At 71.2% G+C, this 26684-nt stretch carries 20 protein-coding genes and 1 tRNA gene; 15 read left to right on the plus strand and 6 right to left on the minus strand.

The genetic code is table 11. The features are described 5' to 3' along the window. Positions 1-330: 330 nt before the first annotated feature. A tRNA-Gly gene (locus tag AB0F01_RS21850) sits at positions 331-404 on the minus strand. A gap of 556 nt (positions 405-960) precedes the next feature. Between AB0F01_RS21850 and dcd the strand changes: the two genes are divergently transcribed. Beyond that, entirely contained in the window at positions 961-1536 is a 576-nt protein-coding gene (gene dcd, locus AB0F01_RS21855) for a dCTP deaminase (protein ID WP_362098223.1), read from the plus strand. Between the two features lie 41 nt (positions 1537-1577). Further along, a complete protein-coding gene (locus AB0F01_RS21860; protein ID WP_362098647.1) occupies positions 1578-2066 on the plus strand; it encodes a phosphoribosyltransferase in 489 nt (162 codons plus the stop codon). A gap of 246 nt (positions 2067-2312) precedes the next feature. Here AB0F01_RS21860 and AB0F01_RS21865 read toward each other — a convergent pair whose 3' ends face one another. Together AB0F01_RS21865 and AB0F01_RS21870 are read right to left on the minus strand one after the other, a co-directional pair. After that, positions 2313-3362, minus strand: coding sequence for a Yip1 family protein (locus AB0F01_RS21865; RefSeq protein ID WP_362098226.1), 1050 nt, complete (start codon positions 3360-3362; stop codon positions 2313-2315). Positions 3363-3816: 454 nt separating this feature from the next. Beyond that, complete coding sequence (locus AB0F01_RS21870) at positions 3817-6099, minus strand: heterodisulfide reductase-related iron-sulfur binding cluster (protein WP_362098230.1); 2283 nt, start codon at positions 6097-6099, stop codon at positions 3817-3819. A 677-nt stretch (positions 6100-6776) separates the two neighbouring features. Here AB0F01_RS21870 and dnaK point away from each other — a divergent pair. From dnaK to AB0F01_RS21900, 6 genes are all read left to right on the plus strand, one after another. Continuing rightward, the gene (gene dnaK / locus AB0F01_RS21875) at positions 6777-8630 is read left to right on the plus strand and encodes a molecular chaperone DnaK (RefSeq protein ID WP_362098233.1); all 1854 of its coding nucleotides are present in this window, start codon (positions 6777-6779) and stop codon (positions 8628-8630) included. Continuing rightward, positions 8627-9304 (plus strand): nucleotide exchange factor GrpE, encoded by a 678-nt coding sequence (gene grpE / locus AB0F01_RS21880; RefSeq protein ID WP_362098235.1) that lies wholly within the window; start codon positions 8627-8629, stop codon positions 9302-9304. The genes dnaK and grpE overlap by 4 nt, the downstream gene beginning before the upstream one ends. 36 nt (positions 9305-9340) lie before the next feature. Beyond that, entirely contained in the window at positions 9341-10525 is a 1185-nt protein-coding gene (gene dnaJ / locus AB0F01_RS21885) for a molecular chaperone DnaJ (protein WP_362098237.1), read from the plus strand. A 5-nt stretch (positions 10526-10530) separates the two neighbouring features. After that, a complete protein-coding gene (locus AB0F01_RS21890) occupies positions 10531-10983 on the plus strand; it encodes a helix-turn-helix domain-containing protein (RefSeq protein WP_164345840.1) in 453 nt (150 codons plus the stop codon). Positions 10984-11446: 463 nt separating this feature from the next. Next, complete coding sequence (locus tag AB0F01_RS21895) at positions 11447-12556, plus strand: substrate-binding domain-containing protein (protein ID WP_362098240.1); 1110 nt, start codon at positions 11447-11449, stop codon at positions 12554-12556. A gap of 876 nt (positions 12557-13432) precedes the next feature. After that, positions 13433-14467, plus strand: a complete 1035-nt coding sequence (locus AB0F01_RS21900) for a LuxR C-terminal-related transcriptional regulator (protein ID WP_362098243.1) — start codon at positions 13433-13435, stop codon at positions 14465-14467. On the opposite strand, the gene AB0F01_RS21905 is transcribed toward AB0F01_RS21900, so the two are convergent. Together AB0F01_RS21905 and AB0F01_RS21910 are read right to left on the minus strand one after the other, a co-directional pair. Further along, positions 14430-15419 carry a LuxR C-terminal-related transcriptional regulator gene (locus AB0F01_RS21905; RefSeq protein ID WP_362098245.1) on the minus strand — a complete coding sequence of 330 codons (990 nt, stop codon included), beginning with the start codon at positions 15417-15419 and terminating at the stop codon, positions 14430-14432. The two genes, AB0F01_RS21900 and AB0F01_RS21905, sit on opposite strands and share 38 nt — an antisense overlap. Next, entirely contained in the window at positions 15416-16408 is a 993-nt protein-coding gene (locus AB0F01_RS21910; protein WP_362098248.1) for a helix-turn-helix transcriptional regulator, read from the minus strand. Before AB0F01_RS21910 ends, AB0F01_RS21905 begins: the two co-directional genes overlap by 4 nt. 381 nt (positions 16409-16789) lie before the next feature. Here AB0F01_RS21910 and AB0F01_RS21915 point away from each other — a divergent pair, with 381 nt between their 5' ends. The 4 genes from AB0F01_RS21915 to AB0F01_RS21930 all read left to right on the plus strand — a co-directional run bounded on the left by AB0F01_RS21915 (position 16790) and on the right by AB0F01_RS21930 (position 21895). Next, positions 16790-17086 carry a (2Fe-2S)-binding protein gene (locus AB0F01_RS21915; protein WP_362098648.1) on the plus strand — a complete coding sequence of 99 codons (297 nt, stop codon included), beginning with the start codon at positions 16790-16792 and terminating at the stop codon, positions 17084-17086. Positions 17087-17671: 585 nt separating this feature from the next. After that, positions 17672-20281, plus strand: coding sequence for an ATP-dependent chaperone ClpB (gene clpB / locus AB0F01_RS21920; RefSeq protein ID WP_362098251.1), 2610 nt, complete (start codon positions 17672-17674; stop codon positions 20279-20281). 259 nt (positions 20282-20540) lie between these two features. Next, the gene (locus tag AB0F01_RS21925) at positions 20541-21065 is read left to right on the plus strand and encodes a YbjN domain-containing protein (protein WP_362098254.1); all 525 of its coding nucleotides are present in this window, start codon (positions 20541-20543) and stop codon (positions 21063-21065) included. Between the two features lie 212 nt (positions 21066-21277). Beyond that, positions 21278-21895, plus strand: a complete 618-nt coding sequence (locus AB0F01_RS21930; protein ID WP_362098257.1) for a DUF1707 domain-containing protein — start codon at positions 21278-21280, stop codon at positions 21893-21895. A 96-nt stretch (positions 21896-21991) separates the two neighbouring features. Here AB0F01_RS21930 and AB0F01_RS21935 read toward each other — a convergent pair whose 3' ends face one another. Further along, positions 21992-23194, minus strand: a complete 1203-nt coding sequence (locus AB0F01_RS21935) for a pyridoxal phosphate-dependent aminotransferase (RefSeq protein WP_362098260.1) — start codon at positions 23192-23194, stop codon at positions 21992-21994. Between the two features lie 144 nt (positions 23195-23338). On the opposite strand from AB0F01_RS21935, the gene AB0F01_RS21940 reads away from it, so the two are divergent. The 3 genes from AB0F01_RS21940 (at position 23339) to AB0F01_RS21950 (ending at position 26591) form a co-directional block, all read left to right on the plus strand. Further along, positions 23339-23596 carry a hypothetical protein gene (locus AB0F01_RS21940; RefSeq protein WP_362098263.1) on the plus strand — a complete coding sequence of 86 codons (258 nt, stop codon included), beginning with the start codon at positions 23339-23341 and terminating at the stop codon, positions 23594-23596. Between the two features lie 482 nt (positions 23597-24078). Then, a complete protein-coding gene (locus AB0F01_RS21945; RefSeq protein WP_362098266.1) occupies positions 24079-24597 on the plus strand; it encodes a DUF2617 family protein in 519 nt (172 codons plus the stop codon). Between the two features lie 323 nt (positions 24598-24920). Further along, on the plus strand, positions 24921-26591 hold the full coding sequence (locus tag AB0F01_RS21950; RefSeq protein ID WP_362098268.1) for a polyamine aminopropyltransferase: 1671 nt from the start codon (positions 24921-24923) through the stop codon (positions 26589-26591). The last annotated feature ends 93 nt before the right edge of the window (positions 26592-26684 follow it).

A 26684-nucleotide genomic window follows, 5' to 3' on the forward strand; every position in this document is an offset into this window, starting at 1 on the left:
CCACCCGCTACGACAAGACCGCCGAGTCCTACCAAGCAGCCGTCACCCTCGCATCGCTGCTGATGTGGGCGTGACATTTGACGACAACTCCTAGCGAGGGCGAGGCCCTTTGCTTCGGCGACTAATCCACCATTTGCCCATCTTGTGACCCGGGTCACCGAAATACCGTCTCGCTATTCGAGAAGGTCTGGTGTTTCGTCGATCCAAACTGCTCCCGAGGGCCCCTGGAGGGAGCGGCTGGCCTGCACTAAGGGCACGCAGAGGGCACGGAGCCCTGGAAATGGTCTAGACAACAAAGAACCCCCGGGTCTCGGACCAGGGGGTTTCATGTGGAGCGGGTGACGAGAATCGAACTCGCGCTCTCAGCTTGGGAAGCTGATGTTCTACCATTAAACTACACCCGCGTAAGCCGCCGAACCCCGTCGAACCGACCGGTGTCCGGACGCTTGCTCACTGTACCCCATGCAAGGCCCCCGGTGTTCGAGCCCCGGGGGCCTGATGGTGTTTCAGGGGATGGATGTGGCTGCGGTGGGCACACGGTGGGGCGTACGGTGGAGGGGCCGGGGAGGTGTCGCCGGGGAGTGCCGGGAGGCGTCGCCGGGGGTGCGGAGTGCCGCCTGGAGGGTGGTCCCTTTGATCCCGTAACGTGGCTTTTGGCGTCCTGGGCAGCAAGCCGGACGCGCCTCTTGGGGAAGGGACTCTGGGACTTGATGGAGCGCACCGTCGTCCGCTGTGCCGATGGGCACGTGTTCACCGCAGCCTCGTTTCCGATGCAGCAGGCCGAGCGGCTCGGTCCTGGTCGGCTCCTGCGCTGTCCGCGCTGTGCGCGGCTTCGCAATGTCGTGCCGGTGACGTTGCAGAAGCGGTAGGAACGGTACAAACCGGTCGAGGCAGAGCCGGGGCGTGGGCGCGTGGGACGGCGATTGTGGCCGGTCCGCGCGCCTTGCGTATTCTCGGTGCGTGCTTCTCTCTGACAAGGACCTCCGGGCCGAGATCGACGCCGGGCGGGTGCGCATCGATCCCTTCGACGAATCCATGGTGCAGCCGTCCAGCATCGACGTGCGTCTCGACCGCTTCTTCCGGGTGTTCGAGAATCACCGGTACCCCCACATCGACCCCTCCGTCGAGCAGCCGGACCTGACGCGGCTCGTGGAGCCCCAGGGGGACGAACCGTTCATCCTCCACCCCGGTGAGTTCGTGCTGGCCAGTACGTTCGAGGTCATCTCGCTGCCGGACGACCTCGCCTCGCGGTTGGAGGGCAAGAGCTCGCTCGGGCGGCTCGGCCTCGTCACGCACTCCACCGCCGGTTTCATCGACCCCGGGTTCTCCGGCCACGTCACCCTGGAGCTGTCCAACCTGGCCACGCTGCCGATCAAGCTGTGGCCCGGGATGAAGATCGGCCAGCTGTGCATGTTCCGCCTCACCTCGCCCGCCGAGGCGCCGTACGGCAGCGAGCGGTACGGGTCCCGGTACCAGGACCAGCGGGGGCCCACGGCCTCGCGGGCCTTCCTCAACTTCCACCGGACGCAGGTGTGAGCGGCGTGAGTGGCGTGGACGCGGGCACGGAGAGCGGCGAGGTGCGGGAGAACCTGAGCTACGAGCAGTTCGGGGTGGCGGTGCGCGAGCTCGCGCAGACCATCGCCGACGACGGCTACCGGCCCGACGTGGTGCTCAGCATCGCGCGTGGGGGTGTCTTCGTGGCCGGCGGGCTGGCCTACGCCCTCGACTGCAAGAACATCCACCTCGTGAACGTCGAGTTCTACACCGGGGTCGGCACCACCCTGGAGATGCCGGTCATGCTCGCACCGGTGCCCGACACCATCGACTTCACCGACAAGAAGGTGCTGATCGCGGACGACGTCGCCGACACCGGCAAGACGCTGAAGCTGGTCCGCGACTTCTGCCTGGACGCGGTCGCGGAGGTGCGCAGCGCCGTCATCTACGAGAAGACGCAGTCGCTGGTGAAGTGCGAGTACGTGTGGAAGCGGACCGATGACTGGATCAACTTCCCGTGGAGCGTTCAGCAGCCGGTCGTGAAGCGGGACGGGCAGGTGCTCGACGCCTGAGAGCGGCGTGGAGACGGGTGACGGAGACGGGCGGGAAGGCCGGGCCGGGCAGGCCCGGGCAGGCCTGAGCAGGCCCGGGCCGGTTGCAGGGCAGGGGCCCCGCGTCACAGGGCAGGGTCGCGCGCCACACGGCGCGGGGCGCGACCGGGCCGCAGCACCCGGCATGAGCATGCGTGAGGGGCTCCTCCCGGGTGGGAGGAGCCCCTCACGTGTGTGCTGTGGGACCGCTGACCGCCGTGCGGGTGGTCACAGGGTGCCGAGCTTGATCAGCGACAGCAGGGCGATCAGCTGGATCGCGGACGCGCCCAGGGCCTTGGGCCAGGGCAGGTCGTGGGAGCGGCTGACCATGAGGGTGAGCAGCACGCCGCCCGCCACCCAGGTGGCCCAGCCGACGATCTGGACGAAGGTCGCGTCACCGCCGGCGAACATGGCCAGCAGGAGCCGGGGGGCGTCCGTGATCGACGTGATCAGCATGGAGAGGCCGACCGTCGGCTGCCAGGCCCCGTTGCCGCCGAGCTGGCGCGCCATGGTGTGGGTGACCACGCCCAGGATGAAGAAGCTGAGGACCATCGCCACGCCCGTCATCAGCACGATCGGGATCGCGCTCGACAGGGTGGCGTTGATCGCCTCCTCGCGGGCGCCGTCGAACCCGAAGACGGCGAGCAGGCCGTAGAGGAAGGTCACGACGAGGGCCGGGCCCCACATCGCGTAGTCGCGCATCTGGTAGAACGTGCGGTTCGGGGCGGTGACGATGCCCTTCAGCAGGTCCTTCCAGTGCAGGCGGGGGCCGATCGGGCCGGGAGCCGCGCCCCCGTGGTGGGGGTCGCCCTGGTGGTACGGGTCGCCGACGGCGAACGCCTGGGTGTGACCGGGGTTGTTGGCCGCGTACGGGTCGTACGCGCCCTGGGGGCCGTGGCCGTGCGGGTGGCCGCCGTCGCCGAAGTACTCGGGCTCGCCGTGTCCGCCGTAGCCGCCGCCGGGGGCGCCGCCCGGGTACCCGCGGCGTCCCGCGTGCGGGTCGGGCCACGGGCTGCCGCCCCCACCGCCGCCTCTGCCGCCGGGGGACGGCTGCTGCGGGTACGGAGGCTGCGGGGCAGCCTGCGGGTAGCCGTACGACGGCCCCTGCGGTGCCTGCTGTCCGTACGGGGGGTGTTGCGGTCGCGCGTGAGGAGCGCCGTTGTTGTCCCGGCCGCGTCCGATCCTGAATCCAGCCACGCCTTCGAACGTACCTGGTCCCGGCGCGGGGCGTGGCGGGGCCCGGTGTTCGGGAGGGCCTTTGCGGCCGAGCTGTGACATCCCCTAAGGGGCAGTCAGCTCCGGGGTCCGTCCTGCGTAGGGGGCGTGCCCGGCGTCCTCCTCCGGGCGACGGACGGCCCGCGCGGCACGGGAGGGGAGCCGTGCGCCCGGACGGGGAGAGGGCCGGGGAGGGGCCGGGGAGAGCGGTGCGCCCCGATGAAGAGAGGGACGGTGAGAGCGGCGCCCCCGCACGGGGAGAGGGACGGCGGAGGGGAAGGGACGGACGGGCGGGAAGGGACGGACGGGGGAGGGGAAGGGAGGGCCGAGGGAGGCCGAGGGAGGCCGAGGGAGGGAAGGGCCGGACGGGGAGAGGGCGGGGCGGACGGGCAGGGGGCTTCCGGGGCCGGCGCCTTCCGGGCCGCCCGTCCCCGCCCGCACAGGCCGAAGGGCCACCCGAGACGGGCGGCCCTTCAAAGGATCCGGGTGCGTGCCGTGGGGTGCTCGGCCGCTCGGTCTACTTGACCGGCTCCGGCTCCGGGGCGTCCTCGGTCTCCGCGTCCCCGGTGGGGTCCAGGGGGGTCTTGACGGACTCCAGGAGGAGCTGGGAGACGTCGACGACCTGGATGGACTCCTTGGCCTGGCCGTCGTTCTTCTTGCCGTTCACCGAGTCGGTGAGCATGACGAGGCAGAAGGGGCAGGCGGTGGAGACGATGTCCGGGTTGAGGGCGAGGGCCTCGTCGACGCGCTCGTTGTTGATGCGCTTGCCGATCCGCTCCTCCATCCACATCCGGGCGCCGCCGGCGCCGCAGCAGAAGCCGCGCTCCTTGTGGCGGTGCATCTCCTCGTTGCGCAGGCCGGGAACCTTGCCGATGATCTCGCGCGGGGGCGTGTAGATCTTGTTGTGGCGGCCGAGGTAGCACGGGTCGTGGTAGGTGATGAGGCCCTCGACCGGGGTGACCGGGATGAGCTTGCCCTCGTCCACCAGGTGCTGGAGCAGCTGGGTGTGGTGGATGACCTCGTAGTCGCCGCCGAGCTGCGGGTACTCGTTGCCGAGGGTGTTGAGGCAGTGCGGGCAGGTGGCGACGATCTTCTTCGCCGACTTGGGCTTCTTCGACTCGGGCGTGACCTTGCCCTCGTCGTCCATCTCCTCGCCGAACGCCATGTTCAGGGCCATGACGTTCTCCATGCCGAGCTCCTGGAAGAGGGGCTCGTTGCCGAGGCGGCGGGCGGAGTCACCGGTGCACTTCTCGTCGCCGCCCATGATCGCGAACTTCACGCCCGCGATGTGCAGCAGCTCGGCGAAGGCCTTGGTGGTCTTCTTGGCGCGGTCCTCCAGGGCGCCGGCGCAACCGACCCAGTAGAGGTACTCGACCTCGGAAAGGTCCTCGATGTCCTTGCCGACGACCGGGACCTCGAAGTCGACCTCCTTGAGCCATTCCAGGCGCTGCTTCTTCGCCAGGCCCCAGGGGTTGCCCTTCTTCTCCAGGTTCTTGAGCATCGTGCCCGCCTCGGACGGGAACGCCGACTCGATCATGACCTGGTAGCGGCGCATGTCGACGATGTGGTCGACGTGCTCGATGTCGACCGGGCACTGCTCGACGCAGGCCCCGCAGGTGGTGCAGGACCACAGGACGTCCGGGTCGATGACGCCGTTCTCCTCGGCGGTGCCGATCAGCGGGCGCTCGGCCTCGGCGAGGGCCGCGGCGGGCACGCCGGCCAGCTGCTCCTCGGACGCCTTCTCCTCGCCCTCCATGGTCTTGCCGCCGCCGGCCAGCAGGTAGGGGGCCTTGGCGTGCGCGTGGTCGCGCAGCGACATGATCAGGAGCTTGGGGGAGAGGGGCTTGCCGGTGTTCCAGGCGGGGCACTGCGACTGGCAGCGGCCGCACTCGGTGCAGGTGGAGAAGTCCAGCAGGCCCTTCCAGGAGAACTGCTCGACCTGGGAGACGCCGAAGACGTCGTCGTCACCGGGGTCGGTGAAGTCGATCGGCTTGCCGCCGGAGGTCATCGGCTGCAGGGCGCCCAGGGCGGTGCCGCCGTCGGACTCGCGCTTGAACCAGATGTTGGGGAACGCCAGGAAGCGGTGCCAGGCCACACCCATGTCGATGTTGACCGACACGGTGATCATCCAGATCAGCGAGGTGCTGATCTTGATCATGGCGACGAAGTAGACCAGGTTCTGCAGCACGCCCACGGAGAGGCCGTCGAAGGCCATCACCAGCGGGTACGAGGCGAAGTACGCGGCCTGGTAGCTGTCGACGTCGTGCAGGGCGCCCTCGAGGCCGCGCAGGACGTAGATCGCGAGGCCGATGGTGAGGATGACGTACTCGACGAAGTAGGCCTGCCAGGCGGTGGAGCCCGTGAAGCGGGACTTGCGGCCGGCCCGGGAGGGCAGGTTGAGCAGCCGGATCACCATCAGCACGGCGATGCCGATCACCGTCATGACACCGATGAACTCGATGTACATCTCGAACGGCAGGAAGCCGCCGAGGACCGGGAGCACCCAGTCGGCCTCGAAGAGCTGGCCGTAGGCCTGCGCGAGGGTGGGCGGCAGCGTCAGGAAGCCGATCGCGACGAACCAGTGGGCGACACCGACGATGCCCCAGCGGTTCATGCGGGTGTGGCCGAGGAACTCCTTCACCAGCGTCACGCTGCGCTGGTAGGGGTTGTCGGTCCGGCTGCCGGCCGGGACCGGCTGGCCCAGCCTGAAGTACCGGACGAACTGGCCGATCGCGCGTGCGAGCAGCGCAACGCCGACCACGGTCAGGACCAGCGACACGATGATCGCGGCGAGTTGCATGGGGGCTCCTCGGGCCTGCGAGGGGTTTGGAGAGGGTCGTCGTCCTCGGGGGCTCCACTACGGCTTCCCCGGGATTACTAAGCGGTAACTTATGCAGTCCGTCTGAGACTACCCCTATCTTCAGCCGCACTGTAGCCGGGTGCGGGGTGATCTGAGTCGCTGAGGGTTGCCTCAGATGGCACGGTGTGCACCGGCGGCCAGATCGTCGCAAAGAGGGGCATCGCCGTCTAACCTATCTTCGGAGGTCGACAGGCCGCCTCGCGCGCGCGTTCCGATATCGGTTCGCCTGTCGGTGTCCGCTCGTTCGCCGGTTCGTCTGTCGGTTCACCCGTCGGCTCTCCCTCGCTCGGGTGTTGGTTCGCCTAGCGCGTGGGACCCGGTCTCGGCCCCCGATCGCCCCGACGGCCCTGGGTCGCCTCGGCTGCCTGGCCGGTCCTGAAGGCGGGCGTGTGCTCCGGCGCCCGGCCCTCGCGTCAGCCCGGGCGGCCCCCCGGCTCGCCGGGTCCACAGGGCCCGCCCGTCCGGCCCGGCGCCAGGCCGATGTCGGCTCCGCCCCGCCCCGGTTGCGCGTAAGGAACAGATAAGAGTTGAGTCTTCTCGGCTCAGGTCTGTTGATTCTTCGCCGCGTGTCAGGCATGCTTGAGTCTGATCCACTCAAGTCAGCTGGAGGAATCGAAATGGCACGTGCGGTCGGCATCGACCTGGGCACGACTAACTCCGTCGTCAGCGTTCTGGAGGGCGGCGAGCCCACCGTCATCACCAACGCCGAGGGCGCCAGGACCACGCCGTCCGTCGTCGCCTTCGCCAAGAACGGTGAGGTGCTGGTCGGCGAGGTGGCCAAGCGTCAGGCGGTCACGAACGTCGACAGGACCATCCGGTCGGTCAAGCGCCACATGGGCACCGACTGGAAGATCAACCTGGACGGCAAGGACTTCAACCCGCAGCAGATGAGCGCCTTCGTGCTGCAGAAGCTGAAGCGGGACGCCGAGGCGTACCTGGGCGAGAAGGTGACCGACGCGGTCATCACCGTCCCGGCGTACTTCAACGACGCCGAGCGCCAGGCCACCAAGGAGGCCGGTGAGATCGCCGGTCTGAACGTGCTGCGGATCGTCAACGAGCCGACGGCCGCCGCCCTGGCCTACGGCCTGGACAAGGACGAGCAGGTCATCCTGGTCTTCGACCTCGGTGGCGGTACGTTCGACGTCTCGCTGCTGGAGATCGGCGACGGTGTCGTCGAGGTCAAGGCGACGAACGGCGACAACCACCTCGGTGGTGACGACTGGGACCAGCGCGTCGTCGACTACCTGGTGAAGCAGTTCCAGTCCGGCCACGGCGTGGACCTGTCCAAGGACAAGATGGCGCTGCAGCGCCTGCGTGAGGCCGCGGAGAAGGCCAAGATCGAGCTGTCCTCGTCCACCGAGACCACGATCAACCTGCCCTACATCACCGCGTCCGCCGAGGGCCCCCTGCACCTCGACGAGAAGCTCACCCGCGCCCAGTTCCAGCAGCTGACCGCGGACCTGCTGGAGCGCTGCAAGACGCCGTTCAACAACGTCGTCAAGGACGCCGGCATCCAGCTCAGCGAGATCGACCACGTCGTTCTCGTCGGTGGCTCCACCCGTATGCCCGCCGTCGCCGAGCTCGTCAAGGAGATGACCGGCGGCAAGGAGGCCAACAAGGGTGTGAACCCGGACGAGGTCGTCTCGATCGGTGCCGCGCTCCAGGCCGGTGTGCTCAAGGGCGAGGTCAAGGACGTCCTGCTGCTCGACGTCACCCCGCTGTCCCTCGGTATCGAGACCAAGGGCGGCATCATGACCAAGCTGATCGAGCGCAACACCACGATCCCGACCAAGCGCTCCGAGATCTTTACGACGGCCGAGGACAACCAGCCGTCCGTGCAGATCCAGGTGTACCAGGGCGAGCGCGAGATCGCCGCGTACAACAAGAAGCTGGGCATGTTCGAGCTGACCGGTCTGCCGCCGGCGCCCCGTGGCGTCCCGCAGATCGAGGTCTCCTTCGACATCGACGCCAACGGCATCATGCACGTCACGGCGAAGGACCTCGGCACCGGCAAGGAGCAGAAGATGACCGTCACCGGCGGCTCCTCGCTGCCGAAGGACGAGGTCGACCGGATGCGCCAGGAGGCCGAGAAGTACGCGGAGGAGGACCACGCCCGCCGCGAGGCCGCCGAGTCCCGCAACCAGGGCGAGCAGCTCGTCTACCAGACGGAGAAGTTCCTGGCGGACAACGCGGACAAGGTGCCCGGCGAGATCAAGACCGAGGTGGAGTCCGCCGTCGCCGAGTTGAAGGAGAAGCTCAAGGGCGAGGACACCGCCGAGATCCGCACCGCCACCGAGAAGGTCGCCGCCGTCTCGCAGAAGCTGGGCCAGGCCATGTACGCCGACGCCCAGGGCGCGCAGGCCGCGGGTGCCTCCGCCGGAGCCGGTGCGGGTGCCGGTGACGCCAAGGCGGACGACGATGTGGTCGATGCCGAGATCGTGGACGACGAACGCAAGGACGGTGCGGCGTGACGGAGGAGACCCCGGGCTTCGACGAGCAGCAGCAGCCGCAGCAGCCCGACGTTCCCGCCTCCTCCGACGACACCGAGCCGACGGCCGCCGCCACTCCCTCCTCCACCGAGGAGGGGTCGGCCCAGGTCGGGGACGCGGGTCAGGACGCGGGCCTGGTGGCCCAGCTGGACCAGGCGCGGACCGCGCTCAACGAGCGCACCGCGGACCTCCAGCGCCTCCAGGCCGAGTACCAGAACTACCGCCGCCGGGTCGAGCGGGACCGGGTCGCCGTCAAGGAGACCGCGGTCGCGAACATCCTCGGCGAACTGCTGCCCGTCGTGGACGACATCGGCCGCGCGCGGGACCACGGCGAACTGGTGGGCGGCTTCAAGTCCGTCGCCGAGTCGCTGGAGGGCACGCTCGCCAAGATGGGGCTGCAGCAGTTCGGCAAGGAGGGCGAGCCCTTCGACCCGACGATCCACGAGGCCCTGATGCACTCCTACGCCCCGGACGTCACCGAGACGACGTGCGTGGCGATCCTGCAGCCCGGGTACCGCATCGGCGAACGCACCATCCGCCCGGCGCGGGTGGCCGTGGCCGAGCCCCAGCCGGGCGCGCAGGCGGTCAAGCCGGCCGAGGAGCAGCAGGCCGACGCCGAGGACGACAAGGAGACAGGTGGCCCGGAGGAGGGCTGACGTCACGAAGGGCACGCGGAAGGAGGGACGTCGGGGATGAGCACGAAGGACTTCATCGAGAAGGACTACTACAAGGTCCTCGGCGTCCCCAAGGACGCCACCGAGGCCGAGATCAAGAAGGCGTACCGGAAGCTCGCCCGCGAGTTCCACCCGGACGCCAACAAGGGCAACACGAAGGCGGAGGAGCGCTTCAAGGAGATCTCCGAGGCGAACGACGTCCTCGGCGACCCCAAGAAGCGCAAGGAGTACGACGAGGCCCGCGCGCTGTTCGGCAGCGGCGGGTTCCGCCCGGGTCCCGGCGCGGGCGGCGGCGGCAACTTCAACTTCGACCTGGGTGACCTCTTCGGGGGCGCCCAGGGCGGCGGCCAGGCCGGGGCCGGCGGTTTCGGCGGCGGCCTCGGTGACGTCTTCGGCGGCCTGTTCAACCGCGGTGGCGCGGGCACCACGCGCACCCAGCCGCGGCGCGGGCAGGACATCGAGTCCGAGGTCACCCTCAGCTTCACCGAGGCGATCGAGGGCGCGACGGTCCCGCTGCGCATGTCCTCCCAGCAGCCCTGCAAGGCCTGTTCCGGCACCGGCGACAAGAACGGCACACCGCGGGTGTGCCCGACCTGCGTCGGCACCGGACAGGTCGCGCGGGGCAGCGGGGGCGGCTTCTCCCTGACCGACCCGTGCCCCGACTGCAAGGGCCGCGGGCTGATGGCGGAGCACCCCTGCGACGTCTGCAAGGGCAGCGGCCGGGCCAAGTCCTCGCGGACCATGCAGGTGCGCATCCCCGCGGGCGTCAGCGACGGGCAGCGCATCCGGCTGCGCGGCAAGGGCGCCCCGGGCGAGCGCGGCGGTCCGGCGGGCGACCTGTACGTCGTCGTGCACGTCGGCAGCCACCCGGTGTTCGGCCGCAAGGGCGACAACCTCACCGTCACCGTGCCGGTCACCTATCCGGAGGCGGCGCTCGGCGGCGAGGTCCGGGTCCCGACCCTGGGAGGCCCCCCGGTCACGCTGAAGCTGCCGCCGGGCACGCCCAACGGCCGCACCATGCGGGCGCGGGGCAAGGGCGCGGTCCGCAAGGACGGCACCCGCGGTGATCTGCTGGTCACCGTCGAGGTGAGTGTTCCGAAGGACCTGTCGGGGAAGGCTCGCGACGCGCTGGAGGCGTATCGCGAGGCGACCGCGGACGAGGATCCGCGGGCGGATCTGTTCCAGGCCGCGAAGGGAGCTTGATGCAGATGGACGGCCGTCGACGCAATCCGTATGAACTGACCCAGGACACTCCGGTCTACGTCATCTCGGTGGCGGCCCAGCTCTCCGGTCTGCACCCGCAGACCCTGCGTCAGTACGACCGTCTGGGGCTGGTGTCCCCGGACCGCACGGCCGGCCGGGGCCGGCGCTACTCGGCCCGCGACATCGAACTGCTCCGCCAGGTGCAGCAGTTGTCGCAGACCGAGGGCATCAACCTGGCCGGTATCAAGCGCATCATCGAACTGGAGAACCAGGTCGCCGCGCTCCAGGCCCGGGTGGCCGAGCTGGAGGACGCCGTGGACGGCGCCGCCGCGGCGATGCGTCAGCGGGAGGCGGCGGTGCACGCCTCCTACCGGCGTGACCTGGTGCCCTACCAGGAGGTCCAGCAGACCAGCGCGCTGGTGGTGTGGCGGCCGAAGCGGCAGCAGCAGGCCGACTGACACCGGCGGCCGGTGACGGCACGTGGGGAGCCCGGAGGTCGCGACGACCTCCGGGCTCCGCCGTGTGGTGAGGGGTTCGGTGGCGGCCTGTCGTCCGCCGTGTGTGAGGGGTTCGACGGCGACCCCTCGTCCGCCGTGTGTGAGGGGTTCGACGGCGACCCCTCGTCCGCCGTGTGTGAGGGGCTCGGCGGTGACCCCTCGTCCGGTGCGTGTGAAGGGCCCGACGGGGCCTTCTCGACCGTCCGCGCGCATTCCGCTCACGGCTGTGCGGGACGCATGCAGGGCCGTCCGGCGAACCTCCATGGGCCCTTCGCGAGGCCCTTACGAGTTCAGCGGACCGTGATGTGTCCATCTCGTTAAGTGGTTCCACTTGACTGCGGTGGTGGCCAAAGCGTTGGCTTTCAGTCACATGGGTCGCAAAGTTGTGCCCACGTCCCGATCGCACCCTGAAGTGAGCTGTCGCATGCGTCGCATCGCCATATCCGTCGTGGCTGTCACCTCGTTGTCCGTCGTGCTCGCCGGCTGCGGCATGCTCGACGCGACGGGCACCAGCGACGAAGCGAGTCCGGCCAAGGGCAACGACATCAAGGTCGGTCTGCTGCTCCCGGAGAAGGCCAACACCCGGTACGAGCAGTTCGACTACCCCATCTTCAAGAAGAAGGTGGACGCGCTCACCCAGGGCGAGGGCAAGGTCGACTACGCCAACGCGGACGCCAGCGCGGACAAGCAGGCCGGGCAGATGCAGCGGATGATCGACGAGAAGGTCGACGTCATCGTGCTCGACGCGGTGGACTCCAAGGCGATCGCCGAGAACGTCAAGCGGGCGAAGGAGGCGGGCATCCCCGTCATCGCCTACGACCGGCTGGCCGAGGGCCCGATCGACGCCTACATCTCGTTCGACAACGAGCTGGTCGGCGAGGTCCAGGGCCGTTCCCTGCTGGAGTCGCTCGGCGGGGAGGGCGACCTCACCGACAAGATCGTGATGATGAACGGCTCGTCGACGGACCCCAACGCCAAGCAGTTCAAGGCGGGCGCGCTGTCCGAGCTCAAGGGCAAGGTGACGATCGCCAAGTCCTACGACACCAAGGAGTGGAAGCCGGAGAACGCCGAGGCCAACATGGCCGAGGCGATCAACGCGATCGGCAAGGACGACATCGCCGCGGTCTACTCCGCCAACGACGGCATGGCCGGCGGCATCATCAAGGCCCTCAAGGCCGCCGGGGTGACCGAGATGCCCCCGATCACGGGCCAGGACGCGGAGCTCGCCGGGGTGCAGCGGATCATCTCGGGCGAGCAGTACATGAGCGTGTACAAGTCCTACCCGGCGGAGGCGGAGGCCGCGGCCGAGATGGCGGTGGCGAAGGTCCAGGGCCGGGACATCCAGTTCGACGCGCTGACCCGTGAGCGGGTGGACAGCCCCACCGACAAGAACATCCCGGCCCAGCTGGTGCCGGTGGTCGCGCTGACGCAGGAGAACATCAAGGACACCGTCATCGCCGACGGCATCTACACCAAGTCGGACATCTGCACCGCCGAGTACAAGGAAGCGTGCGACGCGATCGGTCTGAAGTAACCGCAGCCGTGCAGCGCGGCCCCGGCCGGGGGGACGGCCGGGGCCGCGCCGTCATGAGGGGGCAGCCCGCGCTCGGACGGGCATGAGGGGGAAGTCCGCGCGCGGACGGGCATGAGGGGAAGTCCGCGCGCGGACGGGCATGAGGGGAAGTCGGCGCTCGGACGCTCGTGCAGCGGAGAGTTCGCGCTCGGGGCGTCCTGCGGCCGGGAGTCCGGGCTCGGGGGTTCTACAGCCGGGGGTCCGGGCTCAAGGGCCCTACAGCGGGGAGTCCGGGCTCGGAGGCTTGTGAGGCGAGGAGTTCTGGCTTGGGCGGTCGTGGAGCGGGGGGTCCTGGCTCGACCGGTCGTACGGCGGAGAGCACGCGCTCGGACGGGCATGAGGGGAAGTCCGCGCGTCCGGCGGAGAGGGGAGTCCCGGATCGGGTGGGCATCTCTCGCCCAACAGCCGTAGCCACTGCCGTTCCCGGTCCGTGAGGCGTCGCGGACCGGGAGCGGCAGCGGTGTGTCCGGCCGCGTCCGGTCGCGGCGGCAGAGCGGCCGGAGCCGCCGCCCGGTCGCCGGGCTGCTCGGTGTCCCACCTGGTCACAGTGGCGCGTCCCTTCCCCCGTCACGCGTCGTCTCCCCCGAGCACGACGCGTCCGGACGCTCGACCACCGAACAGTCCCGCGCGGGGCCGTTCCCCCGGTCACCGACCCTGGCAGCACGGCTCCGCGCCCGCCACCCCCATCTTGTTGCGGCGCGTCAACGCTGGAGGTGGGCGTATCGGGCAGATGGGTGTGTACCCCAACTCCACGCCGTAGGAGTCGTGTTGCGGATCACGCTCCGTCCGCGCATAGTTGCGCTTCGGAAGGCGGCGCAACCGGGGGTGGGACGGGCGATGGCCGGTCACGGGACGGACGGGCACCCGCACGGTGCCGACCGGCTGTGCGAGGCCGGGGACCGGGTGTACTCCCGTGCCGTACGCCGCGGACGCGTGCCGCGCCGGGAGGCGGAGCCCGTGCCGTGCCTGCTCGAACTGGCCCTGCTGCACCCGGACCCCGACGACATGGACTGGCTGGTGCCGACCTCGCCGCAGGAGGTCATGACCCGCCTGCTGCGCGGCATGTACGACGAGGTGAACGCCAGCCGGCGCCGGGTCGGGGCGGCCGTCGAGGCGTTCGAGCGGTACGCCGGCCTGGGCCGCCACGTGCCGGCCTCCCCGTCCGCCGAGGGGCCCGCGATCCGGGTGCTGGACGGCCTGGCCCGCATCCAGGCCGCGATGGACGAGGCGACCCAGGCGTGCACCCGGGAGGTGCTGACCGTGCAGCCCGGCGGCATCCGGCGGGAGGCGGAGCTGTCGGAGGGCATGCACCGGGCGATGGCGCTGCGGGGCCGGGGCGTGCGCATGCGGGACCTGTACACGCACGTGGCGCGGCACGGCCACGGCCTGCTCTCCTACCTGGAGTTGATGGGCGACGCGGTGGAGGCGCGCACCCTGGACGAGGTGATCGAGCGGTTGATCCTCTTCGACCGCACGGTCGCCTTCATCCCCGCCAACGCCGAGCGCACGATGGCGTTGGAGCTGCGGCACCCGGCGCTGGTGGAGTATCTGGGCACGGTCTTCGAGCGGTTGTGGCGGCTCGCCATCCCGTTGACCGCGCCGCTGCCCGACACCGGCATCGAGGGCATCTCCCACCGTGAGCAGTCCATCGCGGCGCTGCTGGCGGAGGGTCACCAGGACGCGGTGATCGCCGAGCGTCTCGGTATCAGCGTGCGGACCTGCCGCGCCCACATCGCGCGGCTCTCGGAGACCTTGGGGGCGGTCAGCCGAACCCAGTTGGGGGTCCGCATCGCCCAGGCCGGCCTGGACGGTTCACGGGGCCGCCCGTCGCCACTCACGGCTGCGGATCGAGGATCCCCGAGCGTGCGATGAGGTAGCCGAGCTGGGCCCGGCTGCTGCTGCCCAGTGTCGCGGCCAGTTTGGCGATGTGGACGCGGGCGGTGCGGATGTTCATGCCGAGGCGTTCGGCGATGACGGCGTCGGTGTGTCCCTCGGTGAGGAGTTCGGCGATGGCGCGTTGCCGGGGGGTGACGCCGTCGACGCTGCGCAGGTCGGAGGGGCTCAGGTACAGGGGCGCGGCCAGGCGCCAGAACCGGTCGAAGGCGGTGCAGAGGTAGGTGACGATCGCCGGGTGACGGGTCTCGACGGCCACGGAACCGTCCTTGTCGGCGGGGAGGAAGGCGACTTCCCGGTCGATGAGGATGAGGCGGTCCATAACCTCGTCCAGTGCGCGGACCTCGACGTCGCCCCGCAGTCGCTCGTGCCGGGCCGTCACGACGGGGAAGTGGCGGACGGTGGTCTGGTACAGCGTGCGGATCCGGCCGCCGCGGTCGAGCAGGCTCTGGTCCCGGGCGAAGGAGACGACGTCGGCGACCTCCCCCCGACGGCCGGTCAGCCCGGCGCGCGGCTGCACGGTCAGTACTTCCCGGGTCGCCCCCTCCATGGCGTCCGTGATGGCTTCGTTGATCCGTGCGGTGCCGCTGAGGACCCGGACGGCCGGGGGCTCGGTGAGTGCGGCCCGGCCGCCGCCGAGTCGCAGCAGCGGCTCGAAGTCCTGGGTCAGCCGCTCCTCCTGGCGGCGCACCCGTGCGAGGTGCTCGGCGGAGGCACGCAGCAGTCGTTGCAGGGCCACGGCGGGGGCCACGGGCAGGAGGCGCAGCATGTCGTCGACGGCCGGGTGCAGCAGGCCGCCGTCCACGAGGCACGGCGCCGCGGCCGTGTCCCGGGCCGCCACGTGACCCTCGCGCAAAGCGCGTTCGTACAGGGCCTTACCGGCCGGGCAGAGCTCGCCCGGACCGTGCTCGGGGTGCGGCGCGGTCGTCACGTGACCGTGTCCTCCTGGTCGAGGATTCCGGACCGGGCGATCAGGTAGCCGAGCTGGGCCCGGCTGCCGCTGCCGAGAGCGGAGGCCAGCTTGGCTATGTGGGCGCGGCAGGTACGGACGTTCATGCCCAGCCGCCGTGCGATGGCCTCGTCCACGTGGCCCTCCACCAGCAGCTTGGCGATGGAGTGCTGGATCTCGGTGATGCCGTCGAGGGCGGCCTCGTAGGGAGCGCCCACGCGGAGGGGCACCGCACGGCTCCACATGAACTCGAACACCTTGCGGAGGTAGCGCACGAGGCCGGGGTTGCGCAGCTCCAGGGCGACCTGCTGGTCGTCGCGGCTGGGAATGAAGGCCACCGTCTCGTCGCAGATGATGAGGCGCTCGACCAGTTCGTCGATCGTCCGGTGTTCCACCTTGCCGTCGGCGAGTTTCTCTGCGTAGGCCAGCTTCTCGGGGCTGTACCGGGCGGTGTGCTGGTACAGGGTGCGGATGCGCACACCGCGTTCGATCAGGGGCCGGTCGCGTTCCAGGCCCTGGATCAGGCTCCGCTCGTCCCGGTTGCCGCTGGGCTGGACCGTGAGCATCTCGGTCCTGCACTCGGACGTGGCGAGGTTGAGTGCCGCGTTGATCTGCTGGCCGCCCTCCAGCACGGTGATCGAGTCGCTGGGCACGGCCGCTTGGGCACTGAGTGCCATGAACGGTGTGAAGGTCTCCGACAGGTGCAGCGTCTGGCGCCGCCGTTCGGCGATCTCGTGTTCGAGTGGGTTGAGGCGCTGGGCCAGCACCAGGGCCGGCGGGACGGGGCGCAGCCAGTCCGGATCGTCCGCGTCGGGGTGGAGCAGGGCGAACTCGATGAGGCAGGGGGCCGCCCGGACGTCCGCGCGCGCGATGCGACCGGCACGCAGTGCAGCGGTGTAGAGCCGTGCCCCTTCCTGACACAACTCGGTCACCGCATGGGGATGTGTCTCGTTGGTCTGATTTGTTGTCAAATCTCCACCCCCCAGGGTCCTGAACGTGCAGGAACATGATGCATCGGTCCTGTGGCCATAACGTGCCCGAATGAGCCATCGTCGTATGCGACGGGGGAAGAGGGGACCTTCAAGTGAGGACGAAGCCGACTATGCGTAACAGAATGCTTCGCTCGGTGCTTGGTGCCGCCTTCTCCGCCGTCATGGCTGCCGGGATCCTGGTCGGCCTGTCCGAGGCGAGCGGTGAGGTGCAGGCCGACAGCGCCTGGCCGGCGAGTGTGTCGAGTGAGGTGCTGCTCGCGGACAGTGCGTGGCCGGCGCCCAAACCGGTCGCACCTCCGCGCGACGGAGCTGGGAGCTGACGTGACCACTCCACCCGACGACCGCTCCTTCCGCAGAGAGATGGCCACCGCCTACCGGTCCGGCTGGCACTTCATCGACCTGGTCACCGCCATCCCCCACAGTGGTGACTCGTTGATGGTGACGGTGTTCGGCGAGCCGGTGGTGGTCACGCGGGACGAGGACGGTGACGTGCGGGCGTACCGGTGCCTGCGGCGTCCCCGCGGGGCGCCGCAGCCCGTGCGGTGTGCCATCCGGTACGGAATGATCTTTGTGAATCTTGACCAGCGTGACCATCAGCGGGTGGAGTCCGACTCCCCCGCGATCCGGACCATTTCGGCCACCCCCCGCAGTGCCTGACGCGATTCCCCCGTCGTAAAAGATCGCTCAGGTGCTTCCCCCCGCAGCGGCGTCACCGTGACCTGAACACGGTGACGCCGCTGCAGTTTGTGCCGACATGTCCGCCTGTCCGGCGGATCGTGCGATGGCCGGGAATGAGTGGTCGGCGCGCCCTCGGCCGCTCCGTCGGACCGTCCGGGCGGACGCGGGGCCGTCGGGCCTGTTCCGTCCCCCTCTGCCGGGTTCGTTCCGGCCGACCTCTGATCAGCCTCCGATCGGCCTCTGATCGGCCTCTGATCGGCCTCTGGTCAAACTCGCATCGACCCCGCGTCGACCCCGCGTCGGCCCCGCATCGACCCCGCATCGACCCCGCGTCGACTTCCAAGGCCCGTACGCCCTGCGCGTGCCGGGCCTTCGTGCTTGATTGGTCACTGGGTGCCGTCATGGCGTCACCCGCCCAGGTGCCGTCATGGCGCCGCTCGTCCGGGGAACTCGTCCGAGGTGCTCCTCGTTCCACGTTGAGTGGAATAGACTCAAGTTTATGTACGTTGACCGAGTCAGCCACGAAGGCCGCTGAAGGGTCACCGCAAGGAGGAGAACGGACACGTGGACGCCGAGCTGACCAACCGGAGCCGGGACGCGATCAACGCCGCCGGCAACCGCGCCGTGACCGAGGGACACCCGGACCTCACCCCCGCCCACCTGCTGCTCGCGCTGCTCCAGGGGCAAGGCCGCCCGCAGAACAACGAGAACATCACGGACCTGCTCGCCGCGGTCGACGCCGACCAGGCGGCCGTGCGCTCCGGCGCCGAGCGGGTGCTCGCCGGCCTGCCGAGCGTCGCCGGGTCCACGGTCGCCCCGCCCCAGCCCAACCGCGAGCTGCTCGCCGTCATCGCGGACGCCCAGGCCCGCGCCCGCGACCTCGGCGACGAGTACCTGTCCACCGAGCACCTGCTGATCGGCATCGCCGCCAAGGGCGGGGCCGCCGGTGAGGTGCTGTCCCAGCAGGGCGCCACCGCGAAGAAGCTGCAGGACGCCTTCCAGAAGACGCGGGGGACCCGCCGGGTGACCACCCCCGACCCCGAGGGCCAGTACAAGGCGCTGGAGAAGTTCGGCACCGACCTCACCGCCGCCGCCCGGGAGGGCAGGCTCGACCCCGTGATCGGCCGCGACCAGGAGATCCGGCGCGTCGTGCAGGTGCTGTCCCGGCGCACCAAGAACAACCCCGTCCTCATCGGTGAGCCCGGCGTCGGCAAGACCGCCGTCGTCGAGGGGCTCGCCCAGCGGATCGTCAAGGGCGACGTCCCCGAGTCGCTCAAGGACAAGCGGCTGGTCGCCCTCGACCTCGGCGCCATGGTCGCCGGCGCCAAGTACCGGGGCGAGTTCGAGGAGCGGCTGAAGACCGTCCTGGCGGAGATCAAGGAGTCCGACGGGCAGGTCGTCACCTTCATCGACGAGCTGCACACCGTCGTCGGTGCGGGCGCCGGCGGCGACTCCGCGATGGACGCGGGCAACATGCTCAAGCCGATGCTGGCCCGCGGCGAGCTGCGCATGGTCGGCGCGACCACGCTGGACGAGTACCGCGAGCGGATCGAGAAGGACCCCGCGCTGGAGCGGCGCTTCCAGCAGGTGCTGGTCGCCGAACCGTCCGTCGAGGACTCCATCGCCATCCTGCGCGGACTCAAGGGACGCTACGAGGCCCACCACAAGGTCCAGATCGCCGACAGCGCGCTGGTCGCCGCCGCCTCCCTCTCCGACCGCTACATCACCTCCCGCTTCCTGCCCGACAAGGCCATCGACCTCGTCGACGAGGCCGCGTCCCGGCTGCGCATGGAGATCGACTCCTCGCCCGTCGAGATCGACGAACTCCAGCGCTCCGTCGACCGGCTGAAGATGGAGGAGCTGGCCATCGGCAAGGAGACCGACCCGGCCTCCCGCGAACGCCTGGAGAAGCTGCGCCGCGACCTCGCCGACAAGGAGGAGGAGCTGCGGGGCCTGACCGCCCGCTGGGAGAAGGAGAAGCAGTCCCTCAACCGGGTCGGTGAGCTGAAGGAGAAGCTGGACGAGCTGCGCGGCCAGGCCGAACGGGCCCAGCGCGACGGCGACTTCGACACCGCGTCCAAGCTGCTCTACGGCGAGATCCCGTCCCTGGAACGCGACCTGGAGGCGGCCTCGGAGGCCGAGGAGGAGGTCGCCCGGGACACCATGGTCAAGGAGGAGGTCGGCTCCGACGACATCGCCGACGTCGTCGCCTCCTGGACCGGCATCCCGGCCGGCCGCCTGATGGAGGGCGAGACGCAGAAGCTGCTGCGCATGGAGGAGGAGCTGGGCAGGCGCCTCATCGGCCAGACCGAGGCCGTGCGGGCGGTGTCGGACGCGGTCCGGCGCTCCCGGGCCGGCGTCGCCGACCCCGACCGCCCCACCGGTTCCTTCCTCTTCCTCGGCCCGACGGGCGTCGGCAAGACCGAACTGGCCAAGGCGCTCGCCGACTTCCTCTTCGACGACGAGCGGGCGATGGTCCGCGTCGACATGTCCGAGTACAGCGAGAAGCACAGCGTGGCCCGGCTGGTCGGCGCCCCGCCCGGCTACGTCGGCTACGAGGAGGGCGGCCAGCTCACCGAGGCCGTGCGGCGCCGCCCGTACAGCGTGGTGCTGCTGGACGAGGTGGAGAAGGCTCACCCGGAGGTCTTCGACATCCTGCTCCAGGTGCTGGACGACGGCCGCCTCACCGACGGCCAGGGCCGCACCGTCGACTTCCGCAACACCATCCTGGTGCTGACCTCCAACCTGGGCAGCCAGTTCCTGGTGGACCCGCTGACCAGCGAGACGGAGAAGAAGGAACAGGTGCTGGAGGTGGTCCGGGCCTCCTTCAAGCCGGAGTTCCTCAACCGCCTCGACGACCTGGTGGTCTTCTCGGCGCTCACCAAGCCCGAGCTGGAGCGGATCGCCGCCCTCCAGATCGACCGCCTGGCCCGACGGCTCGCCGAGCGCCGGCTCACCCTGGACGTCACCGACGAAGCCCTGGCGTGGCTCGCCGACGAGGGCAACGATCCGGCCTACGGCGCCCGGCCGCTGCGCCGGCTCGTCCAGACCGCGATCGGCGACCGGCTCGCCAAGGAGATCCTCTCCGGGGAGATCCGGGACGGCGACACGGTGCGCGTCGACCGCTTCGGCGACGAGCTGATCGTGGGTCCGGCCACCGGCAAGACCCTGTAGGCGCCGGGCCGCCCGCCCGGAACACGGGGTCGGGTCCCGCGACGGCACCCGCCGCGGGACCCCGCCCGACCCGTTCTCGACGCCGTGTCCCCGTGTACGGTGGGCCGTCCCCTCAGGGGGTACCCGGGCCCCGGCAGGACCACTGACCGGATCATTGACCGGATCGAGTCAGCCGAGGGCTGACAGGCCCCGTCGGGGCTTGCCACGCCCCTCCCCGCATGGGAGAGGATGGCGGGATCCGTACGAAGGGAAAATCACGGTGAGCATCGACCCGTCCTCGATTCCAAGTTTCGGGGGCCAGCCCGAGCCGCAGCCCCAAGGACCGGCGGGCCCCGTCGTCCCGGATCAGGACCTCGTGAAGCAGCTCCTCGACCAGATGGAGCTGAAGTACGTCGTCGACGACGAGGGTGACCTCGCGGCGCCGTGGGAGCAGTTCCGTACCTACTTCATGTTCCGCGGTGAGGAGGACCAGCAGATCTTCTCCGTGCGGACGTTCTACGACCGCCCGCACCAGATCGACGAGAAGCCGCAGCTGCTGGAGTCCGTCGACGACTGGAACCGCCGCACCCTGTGGCCGAAGGTCTACACGCACACCCACGACGACGGCACCGTCCGGCTGATCGGTGAGGCGCAGATGCTCATCGGCATGGGCGTCAGCCTGGAGCACTTCGTCTCCTCCACGGTCAGCTGGGTGCGGGCCGCGATCGAGTTCGACAAGTGGCTCGTGGAGCAGCTCGGCCTGGAGCAGGACATCACCGAGGCGGACAAGCCGGACGACGAGTAGTCCGCCGCCCACCGCGGGAGCGGCACCGGCCAGGTGGCGTCGCGCGGGAGCAAGCACAGCACAGCCCGGCCCGGAGGCCGGCCGACCCGGCCGGCTGCGGGGCCGGGCTCTGTCGTGTCGGGACCGCGGCGGCCACTCCGCTCCGTCCGGCTTCGCCTCCCCGCCCGCACATGCCCGCTCAGGGCGCCCGGGGTCCGCCTATTCTTGTGGCCATGACAGCCCAGCCTCCGGAGCACCTGCCGCCCGCCGTCCCCCCGGGCGGTCTCCGCGCCTCCCACGACGACCGGGAAGCGGTGGTGGAGCGACTGCGCGACGCGGCCGCCGAGGGCCGCATCGGCCTCGACGAGCTGGACGCGCGCCTGGAGCAGGCGCTGACGGCCAAGACGTACGCCGAGCTGGACGTCCTGACCGCCGACCTCCCCCAGCCGCCGTCCCCGGCCGACCAGCCGCCCCTGGTGCTCAAGGGCGGCCTGCACGGGGCGTCCCGGGGCCCCGGGAGCTGGGACGTCCCCGGGCACGTGATCGCCCGTGGTGGCCTGGGCGGCGTCAAGCTGGACTTCACCCGGGTCGAGTGCCGCCTGCCCGAGGTGACCGTGGAGGCGTACGGGGAGGCGGCCGGCGTCACCGTCGTCATCCCCGACGGCTGGGCCGCGGACACCGGCGCCCTGGACCCGGGCATCGGCGGCCTGAAGGACACCACCACCCCCGACCGCCTCCCCGGCACCCCTCTGATCCGGCTCACCGGGTCCGGTGGCATGGCGGGCGTGGTCGTCCGCCACCCCAACCGCTGGGAGCGGCGCAAGCTGAACAGCAACCCGGCGCGGCGTTAGGTACCGCCGGGACCGTTGTCCTGCCCCACCCAGGCCGAGGGCGCACCGTGTACCGCGGCTCGGCGGGGCCCGGAGCCCTGCTGCTCGCCGGGCCGCTCACTCCGGGCGTTCGCTGCCCGGCGCGGCCATCGACGAGAGGCGGGCGGACGCCTCGGTCAGTACCTCGGTGCGCTTGCAGAACGCGAACCGTACGAACGGCGCCCCCGTCTCCCGGTGGTCGTAGAAGACCGCGGTCGGAACAGCGACGACGCCCGCGCGTTCCGGCAGGGCCCGGCAGAAGGCGATGCCGTCGGTCTCGCCCAGGGGGCGGATGTCGGCGGTGATGAAGTAGGTGCCGGTGGGGCGGTAGACCGAGAAACCCGCCTTCTCCAGCCCGGCGGCGAGGAGGTCCCGCTTGCCGCGCAGGTCGTCCCGCAGCCCCGTGAAGTACGACTCCGGCAGCGCGAGCGCCTCCGCGACCGCGTACTGGAACGGGCCCGCGGAGACGTAGGTCAGGTACTGCTTGGCCGAGCGGACCGCTGTCACCAGCTCCGGTGAGGCGGTCACCCAGCCGACCTTCCAGCCGGTGAACGAGAAGGTCTTGCCGGCGCTGGAGATGGTGACCGTGCGCTCCCGCATGCCGGGGAAGGTGGCCAGCGGGATGTGCTCGGCGTCGTCGAAGACGAGGTGTTCGTAGACCTCGTCGGTGACCACCAGCAGGTCCCGCTCCACGGCCAGGGCGGCGATCTGCGCCAGTTCCTCGCGGGTGAGGACGGTGCCGGTGGGGTTGTGCGGGGTGTTGATCAGCAGGAGGCGGGTGCGGTCGGTGACGGCGTCGCGCAGTTCGTCGAGGTCGAGCCGGAAGCGGCCGTCGCCGGGGCGGAGCGTGACGGGGACGCGGGTGCCGCCCGCCATGGCGATGGAGGCGGCGTAGGAGTCGTAGTACGGCTCCAGGGCGATCACCTCGTCGCCGGGCTCCACCAGGGCGAGCAGGGCGGCGGCGATGGCCTCGGTGGCGCCGGCGGTGACCAGCACCTCCGTGTCGGGGTCGACGGACAGGCCGTAGCGGCGCTGCTGGTGGGCGGCTACGGCGGTGCGCAGTTCGGAGATGCCGGGGCCCGGCGGGTACTGGTTGCCGCGGCCGTCCCGCAGGGCGCGCACGGCGGCCTCCCGGACCTCCTCGGGGCCGTCGGTGTCGGGGAAGCCCTGGCCGAGGTTGATCGACCCGGTGCTCAGGGCCAGGGCGGACATCTCGGCGAAGACCGTCGTCCCGAACTCTGCGAGGCGGCGGTTGAGGAGGGGGCGCGCGCTGGAGGTCATGGGTCATCCTGCGCCGAAGCTCTGGCTTTGCTCAACTCTGCTTTGGGCCGTGCGGGCATCGGGCATCTCCCGCTCACACGCGTGAGCGGGGCGCCCACGGGGGCTGCTTCAGCGGATCACGGGGGAACGGAAGGAGCGGACGTCATGGGGGATTTCCTGTACTGGCTGGTCGTCCTGTTCGTGTTCATCGGGGCCGTCGTGCTGATCGGGGTCATGGTGGGCCGCGGGGGCGGGCGCGCGGTGTCCGCGTCCGGGCGGCGCGGGCGCCGGGAGAGCTGGTGGACGTCAGGTGACAGCGGCAGCGGTTCCGCCGGCTTGTCGTGCGGTGGGTCCTCCTCCTGCGGCGGGTCGTCGTCGTGCGGGGGAGGCGGCGGGGGCGGCTGCGGCGGCGGAGGGAGCTGAGCCGCCGGGCCGCCGGCCGTCGGCTTGCGCCTCCGGGGGAGGACGGTGGGGTCCGCGTGGGGGGTGGGCCCCGCTGCCGTCGGGTGGGGACGCCGTGACCGCACGGTCACGGGGTCCCCGTCACCGTTTCCACGCCCGTATCCCGTCGCGGTCGCCGTCGGCACGGTGGCCGGGCATGCGGTTCCGGAGGGTGCGTGGCCGGACGTTCGCACGGGCGTGTCCCGGACGCGCGGGGTGCGCGCGGTGATTGAACAGTTGAGCTGTGGAGCCCTCTAGGGGATGGAAACCGCCTGAACTTGGGTAAAAACGCTGTATCGGCGCCACGGTTCATGATTGCCTCTCAACCACCCACGCAGCCCTCGGACTTACAGCGGGAGCCCGTCCCGACCGGCCGACCGGGCTGACGGGCCGAACCCGGTGTGAGGGAGGTGCGCCGGACTCCCCCCCATCTTTTCCTCCTTGCGCGCTTGCGGAGCCGATCCATGCTCACGACCCTGAACACCGCCTACACCGACACGTGCGCGGCCGACCTCGCCTGGGCCCTGGGCCGCGAGCCGTTGCCCGCGCTGGCCACCCTCGACCTCGAACTGACCGGTGCGAAGCTGCAGATGCGTCTGCTCGGCGCGTCGCACCAGGTGCTCGTGGAGGAGAAGCGCGGTCTGTGCTCGGAGACCGTGGCGTGCCTTCCGGGCAGCAGCACGCCCCTTCCCCTGGGCGTCGCCAAGCGGGTGGGTGACTGGGAGTACGAGTTCGCCGCCCGGGTGGAAGTGCTCTCGCCGGGCGCGTTCGCGGGCCGCGCCCAGGAGTTGCTGGCCCTGGTGGCCGACCACCCGCAGGGGCTGGCGGGGGTGTTCCCCGGCAGCCCGCACGCGTTCACCGCCCTGCTGGCCCAGCGCCACGAGGACCAGGTGCACTGGCGCACCTGGCACGCGTACCCGCAGGAGGGCCAGTTGGTGGCGACCCGCACCCGGGTGGGGACGCGGGTCCGGGCGGCGGCCTGAGGCGCGGGGACGCGGGGCCGCCGGGCGGCGGCCTTGAGGTGCGGGGCGAAGGACCGTCCGGGCGGCGGCCTGAGCTGCGGGGCGCGGGTTCGTCCCGGCGGCGCAGGCGGCGAGCGCACGGGCCCGGCCGGGCGGCGGTCGGCGGCGGGAGGCGGGGCACCCGGCCCGGGGCACCCGGCCGTCCGGGCGGCGGGCCGGGGCGTCGCGCGGGCCGGCGAGCCTGCCCGGGCGGGATTCCGCTCGTACCAATATCGGTCAGGAGTAAACAAGCACCACACGTGTGGGTGACGATCCGCACCGGAGGTGTGACGTAACGTCGCAGGGTGATCGAACCGCAGGCCCCCGCTCCGCCCCGTTCCACCGCACCCGGTGGCGGGCCGGACGGCTCCGGTGGCGGTCCGGTCGGCGGCCCGCCACCGCTGCCGGTCCGGCAGGGCACCGGGCGGTTCCTGGTTCTGGCCGGTGTGTTCGTCTGTGCGGCCTGCGGGCTCGTGTACGAACTCGAACTGCTCGCCCTGGCCACGTACTTGATGGGCGACTCGGTCACCCACGCGTCGGTCGTGCTGTCCGTCATGGTGTTCGCGATGGGCATCGGCTCCCTGGCCGCCAAGCGGCTGCGCGGGAGAGCCGCGGCCGGCTTCGGGGCCGTCGAGGCGGCCCTCGCCCTCACCGGCGGGTGCAGCGCCATGGCCCTGTACGCGGTCTACGCCTTCACGGGCGCCTGGGGCGGCGCCTGGGAGAGCGGGCCGCGCTGGCTGCTCGTGGGGTTCTCCCTGGCCACCGGCCTGCTCATCGGTGCCGAGGTGCCGCTGCTGATGGAGCTGATCCAGCGGATCCGTCGGCAGGACGCGGGCGGCGCGGTGGCCGACCTGTTCGCCGCCGACTACGTCGGGGCCCTGGTCGGCGGGCTGGCCTTCCCGTTCCTCCTCCTGCCGTTCCTCGGGCAGTTGACCGGGGCGCTGATCACCGGCGCCGTCAACGCGGTGGTGGGCGCGGCGCTGGTGCTCGGCCTGTTCCGGCAGGACCTCAGCCGCCGCGACTGCCGCCTGCTGGTGGTGGCCAACCTCTGCGTGCTGGCCCTGCTCGCCTCGGCCGCGGTCCTGGTCGACGACTTCGAGCGGGCCGCCCGGAAGGCGATGTACGGCTCCGACGTCCGCGTCGCCCTGCACACCGGGAAGCAGGAGGTGGTGCTCACCGGCGGCCGGGACGGCCGTCCCGCCGACCTGTTCCTCGACGGGCGGCTGCGGGTCAGCGGACGGGACGGGCCCCGCCCCGCCGAGGCCCTGGTGCACCCCGCGATGAACGGGCCGCGGGCCCGGGTGCTCGTCCTCGGCAGCGGGGACGGGCTGGCCCTCCGGGAGGTGCTGCGGTTCGAGGGGGTGCACCGGGTGGACGTCGTCACCCGCGACCCGGAGGTGGTGCGGCTGGCGCGCACCGACCCGGCGCTCACGGCGCTGAACGGGCGGGCGTTCGACGATCCCCGGGTGCGGGTCACGGCCGACGACCCGTTCACCTGGCTGCGCGGCGGGCCCCGGGCCGCGTACGACGTCGTCGTGTCCGACCTTCCGCACCCCGCGATCACCGAGAGCACCAAGCTGTACTCGCTGGAGTTCTACGGGCTGGCCCGGCGGGCGCTGGCGCCCGGCGGGCGCCTCGTCGTGCACACCGGGCCGGTCACCGGCCGCGCCCGGGTCCTGGGCACCGTGGAGTCGACCCTGCGCGCGGCCGGCTTGCGCACCGCCCCGTACCGCGTACCCGGGCTGCGGTCCGCCGGCGCCGGGCCGGACCGCACGCCCCGGAGCGGGGCGGCCGGACAGGACCGGGGGTTCGTCCTGGCCTCCCGGACCACGCCCGAGGTGCGCCTCGACCCGTCCGGCCCGCGCCCGCACACCCTCACCGACGCCCTGCTCGACGCCGCCGCGCGCCGCGCCGAGCACCGGCGCCCGCCCGGCCTGCCGCCGTCCACCCTGGTCCACCCGCGCTACGCCCGCTGAGGCCGCGGGGCCCGGCCGTGACCCGACGCCGCGTCGTGACCCCGCGGGGCCCCGGCCGGGCGCCCGGCCGCGCGCCGACGCGCCGTGACTTCG

It is taken from the genome of Streptomyces sp. NPDC029526 (assembly GCF_040637405.1).
GTDB lineage: Bacteria > Actinomycetota > Actinomycetes > Streptomycetales > Streptomycetaceae > Streptomyces.

Excerpts from the sequence above, each read along its gene's own strand:
- AB0F01_RS21870 (WP_362098230.1), bottom strand. The coding sequence starts at position 6,099 with ATGCAACTCGCCGCGATCATCGTGTCGCTGGTCCTGACCGTGGTCGGC.
- AB0F01_RS21930 (WP_362098257.1), top strand. The coding sequence starts at position 21,278 with ATGACAGCCCAGCCTCCGGAGCACCTGCCGCCCGCCGTCCCCCCGGGC.
- AB0F01_RS21935 (WP_362098260.1), bottom strand. The coding sequence starts at position 23,194 with ATGACCTCCAGCGCGCGCCCCCTCCTCAACCGCCGCCTCGCAGAGTTC.
- dnaJ (WP_362098237.1), top strand. The coding sequence starts at position 9,341 with ATGAGCACGAAGGACTTCATCGAGAAGGACTACTACAAGGTCCTCGGC.
- AB0F01_RS21945 (WP_362098266.1), top strand. The coding sequence starts at position 24,079 with ATGCTCACGACCCTGAACACCGCCTACACCGACACGTGCGCGGCCGAC.
- AB0F01_RS21890 (WP_164345840.1), top strand. The coding sequence starts at position 10,531 with ATGGACGGCCGTCGACGCAATCCGTATGAACTGACCCAGGACACTCCG.
- AB0F01_RS21865 (WP_362098226.1), bottom strand. The coding sequence starts at position 3,362 with ATGTCACAGCTCGGCCGCAAAGGCCCTCCCGAACACCGGGCCCCGCCA.
- AB0F01_RS21915 (WP_362098648.1), top strand. The coding sequence starts at position 16,790 with ATGGCCACCGCCTACCGGTCCGGCTGGCACTTCATCGACCTGGTCACC.
- dnaK (WP_362098233.1), top strand. The coding sequence starts at position 6,777 with ATGGCACGTGCGGTCGGCATCGACCTGGGCACGACTAACTCCGTCGTC.
- AB0F01_RS21895 (WP_362098240.1), top strand. The coding sequence starts at position 11,447 with ATGCGTCGCATCGCCATATCCGTCGTGGCTGTCACCTCGTTGTCCGTC.
- AB0F01_RS21900 (WP_362098243.1), top strand. The coding sequence starts at position 13,433 with ATGGCCGGTCACGGGACGGACGGGCACCCGCACGGTGCCGACCGGCTG.
- AB0F01_RS21940 (WP_362098263.1), top strand. The coding sequence starts at position 23,339 with ATGGGGGATTTCCTGTACTGGCTGGTCGTCCTGTTCGTGTTCATCGGG.